The sequence below is a fragment of the Listeria valentina genome (assembly GCF_011800755.1).
GTDB classification, from domain to species: domain Bacteria; phylum Bacillota; class Bacilli; order Lactobacillales; family Listeriaceae; genus Listeria; species Listeria valentina.
In genome coordinates this window covers 1-13415 of record NZ_JAATJW010000010.1, presented here as the reverse complement: position 1 = coordinate 13415, position 13415 = coordinate 1, and the positions used below count along the sequence as shown (strand labels likewise).

The window sequence follows — 13415 nt, the reverse complement described above, 5'->3', positions numbered from 1 at the left end:
TTTAGTTCTTCCCTACTTTTCTTTCAGCCGTGGAAAAGTTCTCTTCTAAGGTTCAATTACTAAAATCATATTCTTACAAAAATAACCATATTTCTATATCTAAAATTATAGAGAAGCTTATGCTTGTTGTCAACCGTTAATTATAGCAGAATCTTTCATTCCTACTGTTTGAAATTGTCCATTTCGAAGTGTTAATTTCACATCGGAAACCTTGGCGATCTCCGGATCATGCGTTACCATGATCACGGTTTTCCCTTCTACATGTGCGAGATCTTGAAACAGTTTCACAATTTCCTTACTAGTCCGCTCGTCTAGATTCCCAGTTGGCTCATCTGCAACAATTAAATTTGTCTCTGTGCTAAGAGCCCGTGCAATCGCGACGCGTTGTTGCTGTCCACCGCTTAAAGTCAGTACTTTTTGCTTTGCTTGAACTTCATCAATCCCAACTTTTTCAAGAAGTTCAAGTGCAACTTCTTTTTTATTTGTATAAGAAACTTTAGTTATTTCCATAGCCGTTATCACATTTTGTAGTGCCGTCATATATGTTAACAAATTATAGCTCTGAAAAACAATCGAAACAAATTTATTACGATAAGTTGAAAGACCAATCTCTGAAAGTGAATTTCCTTCATAAAAAATTTCGCCTTCATTAGGTTTATCGAGACCACCTGCAAGGGACAAAAAAGTCGTTTTTCCAGAGCCAGAACTTCCCACTACTGTATAAAAAGTTTCTTCATAGAAGGAAAAATCTAAATCCTCAAGAATTGCTTCTCTCTTAGTTTTATACCAATAACTAATTTTTTCGAAGGTTAAAATTTTCTTCATCTTCATCACTACTCCTGTTTAGTCAATATCGTTTTGGGATTCATACGTAAAATGCTAGTACCTGGAATGACAACAGAGATAAAAGCAATTAAAAATCCAATTCCTGCCATCTTACCAATTTCAGCCGGAGTCACCTGTATATCCAATTTCTTGATTTCCTCTTGATTTTTCGTTAAGTTTTCGAAACTGCTAGAGACGCTTCCAAATGGGCCTCCTCCGCTATCTCCACTAGGTCCATTCCCACGATGATCTTGGCCACTTTGTCCAGTTGAATTCTCCGATGTTGAGCTCATTTCCGCTATTTGACTATTCTCTTGATTAAGTAATTGATTTCCCGCTATTTGTGCCACAAATGGACTAGCAAGACCTGCCACAATAAACGATATCAATGCTACAATAAAAATCTCTACAAAAAATTGCCCTAACAATTTTGTTTTCTTTTCACCAATAGAAAGCAACACACCCATTTCATATTTTCGTTCACGAATTTGCATCATCACGAGTAGCGCCAACATCAAAACACCTGCAATAGAAACGATATAAACGACATTTTTTGAAAAAGATGCAACGTTTTCAATGGGTCCAATCATCTGTTTATATAAACTGTCGTTTGCATCAAGCTTAAACTCGTCCCAATCAATCGTATTCATCTTCTTTGCTTCTTTTTGAAAGGCATTAATATTAGCCGCATCATCCATCGTATAAACAGCAGAGTCGACTGTTCCTTCATACTTGGAACCCTTAAGCGTATTAGCTATGGTATAAGGTACGTAGATTTTATTGTAGGGATTTAAAAATGAAAAATTATTTGCCATTCCGTTATTACTACTTGAAGAGTCACTTGTTTTATAAATGCCAACGATTTTCAAAGTAACAGAAGTTTCTTCATCACTAGACTTAATTTTAATAGAATCACCAATTTTCCACTCATTTTGGCTTGCAAGGGTCTTTTCAACAAGAACAACTTTTTTATTTTTATCGGCTTCAGTTAACGCTCGCCCACTTGTTAATTTTGCAGATTCTTCACTAAAATCTGTAGAACTAGCCGAGTCCAGTACGCCATTTACGCTTAAATCTGCTTGAATCATCTGTGGACGATTTTCAGTTGAATTTCCGCCTCCTAGCTTATCTTCTTCACTCGTATTATTTGTCGAATCACTACTTTCCTCTTGCGAACTGTCACCCTCTGATTTTACTGGATCAAAATCCTCCGCAAGCGCCTGAGTGCTTGAATAAAGATTGTAACTAGTAACATGATTTAATTTTGCCAAACTTTCAGCCGCTGAAGTCTTTACAGGAGTTGTGTTAAACGAAGGAGCTTTTCTTTCACTAGAATTAGAAGATGAGTTTTCTGAATTTTGTTCTGCTTGCTCCATCTGTTTTTCTCTATTGTAGCTAAGGGTTACCGTTCCCCCAAGTTCTTTTCTTGCTAATTCACTTGCTTTATTCGCAGCTGATTGAATTGTAAAGCCAGATAAAACTAAAACGGAAACAATCGTAAAAATGATAAAAAGTAAAATAGACCGACCTATTCTTACTTTTAAACTCCAATAAGCACGCTTGATAAAATTCATATTCGTTCCTCCATTTCTTCGGTTACAAATTTTATCTTAAGCACAATTTATGAAAAAAGCATGAACAAATTGTGGTCATACTTTTAAACTTATCGTAAAGACTTGCGAAATGAATACTTTTAAGATACTTTTAAAGAGTAAGGAGTGTAGCTGATGCGACTATTAATGATTGAAGACAATGAAAGTGTTACTCAAATGATGGAATTATTTTTCTTAAAAGAACAAATTGATGTGGTTTTTGTTCATGATGGTAAAGTGGGCTATGAGCGATTTTTGAAAGAAACATTCGACTTATTAATTATAGACTTGATGCTTCCTTCAATGGATGGTATGACGATTTGTCGTAAAGTTCGAGAAGTAAGTGATATTCCGATCATCATACTTACAGCAAAAGAATCTGAATCAGATCAAGTACTTGGACTTGATCTCGGGGCGGATGATTATGTGACAAAACCATTTAGTCCGCTTGCATTAATTGCCCGAATTAAAGCTGTTTCAAGGCGTTTAGCTCCAGCCTCTACTGATGATAGGACACAGAGTGGAACTACACATTCACTTCAAACCGAATACTTTCAAATTGATAAGACAACCCGTGAAGTTCTTTATAAAAACGTCCCACTTGAAGCACTTACACCGAAAGAATTCGATTTATTTTACTTTCTGATAGAGCATCCTCGCCAAGTTTTTTCGCGTGAACAATTACTAGAGCGAGTTTGGGGATATCAGTTTTACGGAGACGAACGAACTGTTGATGTGCACATTAAACGCCTACGCAAGAAAATCGCAACGGATGAACATTTATTTTTGCATACCATTTGGGGTGTGGGCTATAAATTTGATGAAACGGATTGATGTGAGTTGAAATTTAAATATGTTTATCAACTGTTTGCAACGCAATTTATTATTTTGCTAGCTACTTGTTTACTTATCGGCTTGCTTATCTCTAATTTTCTAAAAGATTATTTGTATGAATCACAAGTGGAGCTATTAACAAAATATGGAGAAAAAATCAGTAGTGAAATTCGTTTTCCTGGGGATGAGGATATGCGGACGACTTCACTCGAAGCTTATCAGCATGTACTTGATGTTGACAATATTCGATATACAATTCTTAATAATCATGAACAAATTGTGTTTCCCACTTCTAATAGACCACTCCCGCCAGATTTTAAAATTTCAAAAAAGGCTTCTAAAAATCTCAAAAAAGGCGAAACTGTCACGATTAAAGTCGATAATCGTTTTAATCAAGAAATGTCTGTTGTGTATGTCCCTATTTTATCAGGCAAAACTTTTCTTGGCTCGGTCATTTTGAACTCTCCGATCAGCGGGACAGAAAAAGTCATCGGAACAATTAATCGGTACATGTTTTTCACGATTCTTTTATCGGTAATCATCGCGCTTGTTTTAAGTGCAATTTTAGCCAAATTGCAAGTGAATCGAATTAATCGCTTACGTGAAGCAACGAAACGAGTAATTAGTGGAGATTATGAAACTCGTTTAAACGAAAATAACTGGGATGAAATTGGTGCACTTTCCTCAGATTTTAATAAAATGACAGAAACATTAGCCGCCTCTAAGGAGGAAATAGAACGTCAAGAAAAACGACGCCGACAGTTTATCGCAGATGTTTCTCATGAAATGCGAACACCGCTTACAACAATTTCCGGACTTACTGAAGGACTTGTTAACAATGTCATTCCGGAAAGTGAAACTAATCGTGTTATTCATCTTATTGATAAAGAATCACGTCGTTTGACAAAGCTTGTTAATGAAAACTTGGATTATGAACGAATTCGTGCCAATAAAATCAAACTGGAAAAGTCCCGCTTTTCTGTTCAGGCTTTATCGGATGTGTTAGTTGAACAGCTTGAACCACTTGCTCATCTGAAAAGTGATCAGCTTATACTTGACATTGAAACCGATCTCCTTGTCTTTGCCGATTATGATCGCCTAACTCAAATTTTATTAAACATTTTAAAAAATAGCATTCAATTTACAGAGAATGGTAGCATAACATTATCCGGACGAAGCGATTATAAAGAAACAATACTAGAAATTACTGATACTGGAGTTGGCATGGACCCAAAAGAATTGGAACAAATTTGGGATCGCTTCTATAAAGCGGACTTATCTCGCACAAGTACGAGTTTCGGAGAATCAGGTATTGGTCTTTCCATTGTAAAACAACTCGTAAAAGCACATGACGGCAGTATTACAGTAACAAGTAAACAAAATCAAGGCACCTCTTTTGTAATTCGACTGCCAAATTTTTCTGATCTAGAAGAATATTAAAAAGAAACTTTGACTAAATAAAAAATGAGACTAACTAGCCAAAAGTAAAAGAACAGAAATCGTTCAAATGAATTCATTTGCAAAAATGGCTTCATTGACGATTCTGTTCTTTTTTGTTTTAGGTCCAAACTCTTTACCCCATAAATTCATAAGGCGAAATCTCATCCATTCCAATCATCGGATCGATTTCAGTCAAATTTTCTGTCGTCAAAATTTTGAGGCTAGACTGCTTTGCAAGGTCTTCTTCACTCACAAGCCTGCTCTCAAGCGTTGTTTTGCGAGAAGTATCATTCTCACGTTCTACTCCCATCCGAAATGCCTCTTCTTCCCCGCAGAGAATCAAAAACTGTTCGCTTCTCGTCACCCCTGTGTAAAGTAAATCTCGTCGAAGCATCCGATAATAGCTACGCACAACTGGCATTATCACAATCGGAAATTCACTTCCCTGTGCTTTATGAATCGAGCAGCAATATGCATGTGTAAGTTGATTAAATTCCTGCTTGTAATAACTCACCTCTGTTTGATCGAACTGAACTGTAATCATATCTTGCTTCTCTGTATTTTCTTTAGCATATTGCATTGAAACGATTTCCCCAATGTCTCCATTAAACACATTTTTCTCCGGTTGATTGACGAGTTGCAGTACTTTATCATTCACGCGATATTTGACATCGCCATAGGCAATCTCCTTACGCTTTCCTGAGTCATTAGGATTAAAAATTTCTTGTAAATTTCGATTCAAAACGTTTATCCCCGCAGGGCCACGATACATTGGAGCTAGAACTTGAATGTCACGAGCACGAAACCCTTTTTCTTTAGCGTTTTGAACAACCTGATCTACGACCTCAGCAATTTGATTGACTGAACAATGAAAAAAAGAACGATCTTTACTATTTTTAGTAAAATCTGCTGGTAAAAAACCTGCTTTAATATCGTGTGCTATTTGGATAATGGAGGACCCATCTTTTTGACGATAAATATCTGTCAACTCAACTGTCGGCACAACTTCCGAACGCAAAATATCACGTAACACTTGACCGGGACCAACCGATGGTAATTGGTCTTCATCTCCTACAAGAACCACTTGGATATGACTTGGAAGCGCTCGGAATAGCTGATTGGCGAGCCAAATATCGACCATCGACATTTCATCAACGATCAAAAGTCGTCCTTCAATCGCCCGCTCAGAATCATCACTTAAATCCTCCTGCCCATTCATTCCAAGTAACCGGTGAATAGTCATGGCTGGAAGTCCCGTTGATTCACTCATTCGCTTAGCTGCACGCCCAGTTGGTGCAGCCAGTAAGACTTGAAATGCGTCTCCATCTTTATAGGCATGGGGATCAAGACTAACCCCATGCAGTTCACTAAAGAGTTCTACAATCCCTTTGATTACTGTCGTTTTCCCAGTACCAGGTCCACCAGTTAATACTAGCATTGGAGAAGTTAAAGCCGTTTTTAGGGCTTCTTTTTGGGAATTTCCATACGAAACTCCGATTCGCTCTTCAAGTTCGCCTAGTGCAAGTAAAAATTCAGATTCAGGAAATTGTTCTTCGTATTCTGTTTGCTTCATAATTCGTTTCATGTGGTGCGCGAATCCGCTTTCGGCAAAATAAAGGGATGGCAAATAAATTCGCGTATTTTCCATTACGACTTTATCTAGGTCCCCTAGGGCGGTTAATTCTCGGTCTATTTCTTCTTGCAAAACTGGTTCTGGTGCACTTTCCATTAGCAGGCTTCGGGTTTTTTCAATAAGTTCGTCTCGTTCCGTATACACATTGCCATCTCGAATAGAATCCGTATCAAGCGAAAAAAGCAACCCAGCTCGAATACGGTCGGGGTGATTGCCATTTAAGCCTAATCTGCGGCCTAGTTCATCAGCTCGCTGAAAGCCAATTCCTTTCACATCTTCAATCAACTTATAGGGGTTTTTTTCAAGTATTTCAAGTGCATTTTGTTTGTAAACTTGAAAAATTTTCATCGAAAGTTGTGGTCCAAAACCGTAATCATTTAAACCAATCATGACATGTTCTAATCCTTGATTTTCGTGAAGAGTAGCAAGCAATGAATCTGCAGTGTTTTTGGGTAACTTCGGTACTTCGCTAAGCCGATCAGGATCATTTAGCATGATGCTGATCGCATCTTCACCCAAAACAGCAACGATATTTTCCGCTGTTTTTTTGCCGATACCTTTAAAAAGTTCCCCTGAAAGATATGCAACAACACCTTCTCTTGTTTGTGGCATCTCTTTATGAAACCGCTCTGCTTTAAATTGTTGCCCAAATTTCGCATGTTCTTGTATTTTTCCATAAAAAAGATAAATTTCTTGCGGTTCAAGCTTCGGAAAGACTCCTGTTACGATGATATCGCGCTCATCCCAGTCCGTGTTCGTTTCTTTTACTTCAATACGCACAACAGAAAATAGATTATCAGGATTATGGAAAATCATCTGTAAAACTTCGCCCTTTATGAACTTTTCATTTGCTTCATCACCAAACAGAGCAAGTGTTTCTTGATTGTTCATTTTCCCATCTCCTTTTTCATTTTTATTCTGTGTCGTTTGGAAGCTCACGAATAGCGTCTAAAGCATTTTGCGCAAGTAAATGCTCTGGCTCACTTTGAAGCGCTTGTTCAAAGTATTCCTCCGCAAGTTTCAAATCGCCTTGCCATGCAAGATAAACAGCACCAAGATTATAAAGGGCATCCGCATCTCCTGGCTTGAGCGTTAATGTTCGTTCAAGTTGTGTCACGGCTTCTTCATATACACCTTCTTTTGCAAGTGCAATCGCGTACTGAAAGACAGCTTCTGCATCCTCTTCATTAAGTTCTACGCTTCGTAAGAAATACGGGAGTGCCAGCGCATTTTGATCCATTTTCGTAAAACTAAGTCCGAGCATAAAAAAGACATCGCTATTTTCCATTCCTTCAGTTGTAGCTTCTTTAAAAGCATTAACCGCATCTTCATAACGCTCTAGTTCAAAGTAAAGATTTCCTAAACTATAGTAAGCCGCTGGAACATGGTCATCGAGTTCAATTGCTCGTTTGTAAAACTGTTCCGCTCGGTCAAAATCATCGAGTGACAATAAGACATTTCCAAAATTAATATAACCAACAGGGTCACTTGGATTTTCTTCAATCACTTCCGTAAACATTTTAACAGCTTCTTCTAGTTTTCCTTCTTGCATATATTTAATTCCTACTTGATTTTTATCCATGTGTCTAATCCCTCATTTCATCGTACTTGAGCCACGAAATAATCGCAGCACTCGTTTCCTTTGTTTGCTGTTCTACAGAAATTTTTGCTTTCCGGTCTCCATTTTGTTTACCATAAGCGCCAAACTGTGCATGATTGCCACCCTTTATTTTGAAAAAGGTGGTCTTTTCCGGCAAATAGCGCTTGCTTTGACCATATTTTTTCCAATTCAAAACACCATCATTCGTCGCTGTAATGGAAAGTGCTTCTAGTTTTGTTTTTCGAAGGCTTCCCTTTTTATCTGGATAGCTCGCAAGATAGAAAACGCCTTGTAAGTCTTTTGCGTGCTCTTTGGCAAAACGTGAAGCCATCACACCTCCAAGTGAATGTCCACCAATCACAAAGTGTTCGTCACTATTTTGTTTGACAATCTCTTCCGCTTTGTTTTTCCCAAAAACTGCTAAATCAAGCGGCATCTCAGGTATATAGGTTTTATAGCCAGCATCTGCAAGTGAACGAGCAAGTGGTGCGTAACTAAGGGCATCTACAAAAGCGCCTGGATATAAAATAACACTGATTTTCTCGGCGCTCCTTTTCGGTTCAAAGATCAAAGTATCATTTGACTCAAAAATAGCCACCTGCTTAGTTTCTTGCGCTTTCTTTTCTGCATAATCACTTGGTGACGTATTAAAATAAAAATAGCCCCACGCAATAAGCAGGACAAGAACAACAATACTTGAAAGCCCGATTAATTTTTTCATATCCAACCTCTTTTCACCTGTTCGTTTAACATTTTACCATATTTCACCTCAAAAAACCGTGAGCCATGCATAAAAAAAGGAAATCCACTTTAAAAATGGATTTCCAAATCATTAACCTACATAATCTAATTGCTTTGCATCTTTCCAAACCGTATCAATCGTCGCGCCGCCAAGACAGGTTTCCCCGTCGTAGAATACAACAGCTTGACCAGGTGTAATTGCTCGTACCGGTTCATCAAACACGACTTCTGCTTTTCCATCTGCTAAAAGATTGACTGTTACGCCAGTATCTTTTTGCCGGTAACGGAATTTAGCAGTCGCGCGAAAAGTAGCGGGTTTGGGTTCATTCGATGTGAACGAAACATCCGTCGCCATTAACGAACTGGAATATAAGCTGTCATCGTGGAACCCTTGTACCACATAAAGTACGTTTCGCTTTAAATCTTTTCCAGCAACAAACCACGGGTCGCCGTCTCCGCCAATTCCAAGACCATGACGCTGTCCAATTGTATAATACATCAATCCATCGTGTTTACCCATTTCTTTTCCGTCAAAAGTCTGCATAGAACCAGGTTTTGCAGGTAGATATGCACTCAGAAATTCCTTGAAGTTTCGTTCTCCAATAAAGCAAATTCCCGTACTATCTTTTTTCTTAGCCGTTGCAAGTTCAGCTTCTTCAGCAATTCGTCTCACTTCACTTTTTTCCATGCCCCCAAGCGGAAACATTACGTGAGAAAGCTGTTCTTGAGAAAGTTGATTTAAAAAGTAAGTTTGATCCTTATTTTCATCTACGCCACGAAGTAGCTTCACTTCACCATCTACTTTTTCAACACGCGCATAGTGCCCTGTTGCCACATAATCCGCCCCGAGGCTTTCTGCATGTTCCAAGAAAGCTTTAAATTTAATTTCTTTGTTGCACATTACATCGGGATTAGGCGTGCGGCCTAGTTCATATTCTTCTAAAAAGTAACGGAATACTTTATCCCAATATTCTTTTTCGAAATTCACAGAGTAATAAGGAATTCCAATTTGATTGGCGACACGGATAACATCTTCATAGTCTTCTGTCGCCGTGCAAACACCGAATTCATCCGTATCATCCCAGTTTTTCATAAATATACCAATCACATCATACCCTTGTTGCTTTAAGAGATAAGCCGTAACAGAAGAATCCACTCCGCCAGACATACCCACTACAACACGAATTTGACTATTTGCATTTGTCACACTCGTTCTTCCTTTCTTTTTGCAAGACGCAACACTACTTGACTGATCGTTTCAGCAGCTTGCTTAATCTCTGCTTGATTGTTTCCAAGACCAAAACTAATTCGTAACGTCTCGGTAATCCCTGGATGGTCTTCTCCGAACATCGCAACAAGTACATGGGAAGGGTCGACCGAACCCGCCGTGCAAGCCGAACCGCTTGAAACAGCAATGCCTTCCATATCCAAGTTCATTAATAATTGTTCAATTTGAACGCCGAAAAAACGTACACTAAACACGTGAGGCAACGTTTGATCTGCTGATCCGTTTATTTCAAAAGCTAAACCATTTTTTTGAAAAATAGCCGCCATAGTTTCTTTAAAGTCGCGGTAAAGTTTCGCCTTATCAATTCGTTCCGCCCGCATAATGGCTAGAGCTTCCTTAAATCCAGCAATTCCTGCTAGGTTTTCCGTTCCTGCCCGTCGCTTTCGTTCTTGCTCACCGCCATGAAACGGAAATTCGAGTTTCGTGCCTTCCTTGACATATAAAAAGCCGACGCCTCGTGGTCCATTTATTTTATGGGCCGATACAGACAATAAATCAACGCCCAGTTCCCTTACATCCAGAGGTATCAGACCAAAAGCCTGAACCGTATCCGTATGAAAAAGTGCTTGATGAGACTTAAGCAACTGTCCGATTTCAGCAATGGGTTGGAGCGCGCCCACTTCGTTATTTCCATACATAACGGAAACTAGAATCGTTTCGTCTGTGAGAGCTTCTTCAAAGTCACGAAGCTCAATTTGTCCCTCTGAATTCACGGGCAAATAAGTCACTTGAAACCCTTTTTTCTCCAAATATTCCATCGCATGCAAAACCGCATGATGTTCAATACTCGTTGTAATGATGTGGCGTCCATTTACGGCATTTGCAAGCGCAGCTCCAATGACAGCTGTATTATCGCTTTCCGTTCCACCGCTCGTGAAGACAATCTCTCGTTCCTGCGCCCCGATCTCCTCGGCAAAAAACTGTCTCGCTTCATCTAGTTTTTTTCGAGCCGACCTTCCAGCTGCATGGATACTTGATGGATTCCCGTATTCGCTTGTCATCACATCAAGCATAACTTGACTCGCATCCGGATGAATGGGACTTGTCGCTGCATGATCAAGATAAATTGTTTTTTTCACAACACATCGTTTCCTTTCTTTAATCGTTTTTTTATTGTAACAACAAATCACCGCGAAAGCAATCTTATTCGCTTACAAAATGTTAGTTGTAAAACAAAAAGAAACCCCAATCGTACCGTTTGGAGCCCCATCCTTTGAACCCGCTGTATAAGCAGGTGGGTACTCTGTCGAGCGTTTTGCAAGTCCTCGTGAAAAGGCATGTGCGCCGCGTTCGAACACCGAGTTCCCAAGGTAATAAAGATTGTTCGGTTCAAAAATAGTAGGCACTATACGAATACATTAGGGTTTCTTTTAATACTGATAGAATAGCACAATTTTGGTAAAATAGCAATTTTGGAAAACCGTAAAAAGTAATTTATTTTACTTCTTATTTCGATTAATATTTTGATAGACTTCCGCAAGCGCTTGTTCAAATTTTGAATTTGTTTTTGGCTCATAGTATTGCTGTTGCTTGATCGAATCTGGTAAATACTGTTGATCCACCCAAGCATTTTCATAGTTATGTGGATATTTATAATCGATCGCTCTTCCTAGCTTTTTCGCCCCAGAATAGTGACCATCACGCAAATGATCCGGAACTTCCCCACTTTTCCCTGCTCGAATGTCACTAAGTGCCGCATCAACAGCCAGTATCGCCGAGTTTGATTTCGGCGAAAGGCAAAGTTCAATAACCGCATTTGCTAGCGGAATCCTCGCTTCAGGAAATCCAACTTTTTCAGCCGTTTGAACCGCCGCAAGCGTACGTGCTCCTGCTTGTGGGCTTGCAAGTCCTACATCTTCATAAGCCATCACAAGCAGCCGACGAGTAATACTGACAAGATCTCCGGCTTCAATTAGCCTACCCATGTAATGAAGAGCTGCGTTTACATCACTACCACGTACAGACTTTTGAAAAGCACTCAAAACATCATAGTGAGCGTCTCCGTCTTTATCATGTGCGAGGCTTTTACGCTGCAGACATTCTTCCGCCACTTCAATCGTTATGTGAATACTACCTGATTCATCAGGTAGTGATGAAACAATAGCTAGTTCAAGCGCATTTAACGCTCCTCGAACATCTCCGTTACTCGCTGTCGCAAAATGCGTTCTCGCTTCCTCATCTAGCGTGACGTCATACTCCCCAAGACCACGTTCTGTGTCCGAGAGTGCCCTGTCAATGGCCAGTTCAATCTCTGCAATCGACAGCGGCTTTAATTCAAAGATTTGCGTTCGACTGCGGATCGCTGGATTGATTGCGATATAAGGATTACTTGTTGTAGCTCCAATCAAGATGATGGCACCACTCTCCAAATGAGGAAGTAGGAAATCTTGTTTAGCCTTATCAAGCCGATGTACTTCATCTAATAGCAAAATAACGGTCCCGCTCATTTTCGCTTCTGCTGCCACAATTTCCATATCTTTTTTGTTATTCGTCACCGCATTTAGCGTACGAAAAGCATATTCGGTACTACCAGCAATCGCACTCGCAATTGATGTTTTTCCAATTCCTGGCGGACCATATAAAATCATCGACGACAACTTTTTCGCTTGAACCATACGATAAATAATTTTGTCTTTTCCAACTAGATGTTCTTGCCCAATCACTTCATCAAGCGTTCTTGGGCGCATCCGGTATGCTAAAGGTTCCATTGCCATAACACAAAATTCCTCCAATTTTTCTCTTATTTCTATTATATCATAAGAAAACAAGCAGTTCTTTCATTGAAACTAACTTCTGAGTTCGCTATAATTAAAAGAGAATTCAAAGTTTACTTATCCGAATTATGGAGGTTTATCAAAAATGAAAATTACTACTAAAGGTCGCTACGGGTTAACCATTGCGCTTGAACTTGCGCGCGAGGTTGGAAATGGACCTATCTCCCTCCGAAGCATTGCAAAGAAAAAGAATTTATCTGAACATTACTTAGAACAACTCATCGGACCACTTCGAAATGCCGGACTAGTCAAAAGTATTCGCGGGGCTCACGGCGGTTACATTTTAAATGGGGATCCAAAGCAAATCACTGCTGGCGATATCATTCGGACACTTGAAGGACCGATTGTACTTGTCGAAAGCATTGAAAACGAAGAAGCCGCTCAGCGCGAACTTTGGACACGAATGCGTGATGCTGTAAAAAATGTACTGGATCAAACTTCACTCGAGGATTTGATTGCGCTCGAAAATACATCAGAAGAAACTATGCTACAAGAAGGTTACATGTTCTATATTTAAGCTATTTAAATAAAAGACAAGAAGTTCCAAAAGGGACTTCTTGTCTCAGACTGTCGAAAAACGCCCATCCCTCCATGAGAAAGAAGAGGGATGGGCGTTTTTTTCTATAAAAATGGAAAAAGAAGAAGCCAAACAGGACTTCTTCCATGTCCATAAAGCAAGCTTTTTCAG

11 protein-coding genes and 1 other RNA gene are annotated in these 13415 nt (G+C 39.3%); 3 read left to right on the top strand and 9 right to left on the bottom strand.

From position 1 onward, the window contains the following. Positions 1-129: 129 nt before the first annotated feature. A complete protein-coding gene (locus HCK02_RS04310) occupies positions 130-825 on the bottom strand; it encodes an ABC transporter ATP-binding protein (protein WP_167628894.1) in 696 nt (231 codons plus the stop codon). Between the two features lie 8 nt (positions 826-833). Next, a complete protein-coding gene (locus tag HCK02_RS04305; RefSeq protein ID WP_167628893.1) occupies positions 834-2399 on the bottom strand; it encodes an ABC transporter permease in 1566 nt (521 codons plus the stop codon). A 153-nt stretch (positions 2400-2552) separates the two neighbouring features. Between HCK02_RS04305 and pieR the strand changes: the two genes are divergently transcribed. Continuing rightward, the gene (gene pieR / locus HCK02_RS04300; protein WP_167628892.1) at positions 2553-3251 is read left to right on the top strand and encodes a two component system response regulator PieR; all 699 of its coding nucleotides are present in this window, start codon (positions 2553-2555) and stop codon (positions 3249-3251) included. A 6-nt stretch (positions 3252-3257) separates the two neighbouring features. Then, a complete protein-coding gene (pieS, locus tag HCK02_RS04295) occupies positions 3258-4691 on the top strand; it encodes a two component system sensor histidine kinase PieS (protein ID WP_167628891.1) in 1434 nt (477 codons plus the stop codon). Positions 4692-4824: 133 nt separating this feature from the next. Here the strand turns inward: pieS and recD2 are convergent, their stop codons facing one another. From recD2 to HCK02_RS04260, 7 genes are all read right to left on the bottom strand, one after another. After that, positions 4825-7215, bottom strand: a complete 2391-nt coding sequence (gene recD2 / locus HCK02_RS04290; protein ID WP_167628890.1) for an SF1B family DNA helicase RecD2 — start codon at positions 7213-7215, stop codon at positions 4825-4827. Between the two features lie 22 nt (positions 7216-7237). Continuing rightward, positions 7238-7906: a tetratricopeptide repeat protein gene (locus HCK02_RS04285; RefSeq protein WP_167628889.1), complete on the bottom strand. Its 669-nt coding sequence runs from the start codon at positions 7904-7906 to the stop codon at positions 7238-7240. A 4-nt stretch (positions 7907-7910) separates the two neighbouring features. Then, positions 7911-8645: an alpha/beta hydrolase gene (locus tag HCK02_RS04280; protein ID WP_167628888.1), complete on the bottom strand. Its 735-nt coding sequence runs from the start codon at positions 8643-8645 to the stop codon at positions 7911-7913. A gap of 111 nt (positions 8646-8756) precedes the next feature. After that, on the bottom strand, positions 8757-9872 hold the full coding sequence (gene mnmA / locus HCK02_RS04275) for a tRNA 2-thiouridine(34) synthase MnmA (RefSeq protein WP_167628887.1): 1116 nt from the start codon (positions 9870-9872) through the stop codon (positions 8757-8759). After that, a complete protein-coding gene (locus HCK02_RS04270; RefSeq protein ID WP_167628886.1) occupies positions 9869-11032 on the bottom strand; it encodes a cysteine desulfurase family protein in 1164 nt (387 codons plus the stop codon). Before HCK02_RS04270 ends, mnmA begins: the two co-directional genes overlap by 4 nt. Before the next feature lie 99 nt (positions 11033-11131). Beyond that, positions 11132-11321, bottom strand: a non-coding RNA gene (gene ssrS, locus HCK02_RS04265) — 6S RNA. 71 nt (positions 11322-11392) lie between these two features. Then, positions 11393-12667, bottom strand: coding sequence for a replication-associated recombination protein A (locus tag HCK02_RS04260; protein ID WP_167628885.1), 1275 nt, complete (start codon positions 12665-12667; stop codon positions 11393-11395). A gap of 145 nt (positions 12668-12812) precedes the next feature. On the opposite strand from HCK02_RS04260, the gene cymR reads away from it, so the two are divergent. Then, complete coding sequence (cymR, locus tag HCK02_RS04255) at positions 12813-13244, top strand: cysteine metabolism transcriptional regulator CymR (RefSeq protein ID WP_167628884.1); 432 nt, start codon at positions 12813-12815, stop codon at positions 13242-13244. Positions 13245-13415: the final 171 nt, after the last annotated feature.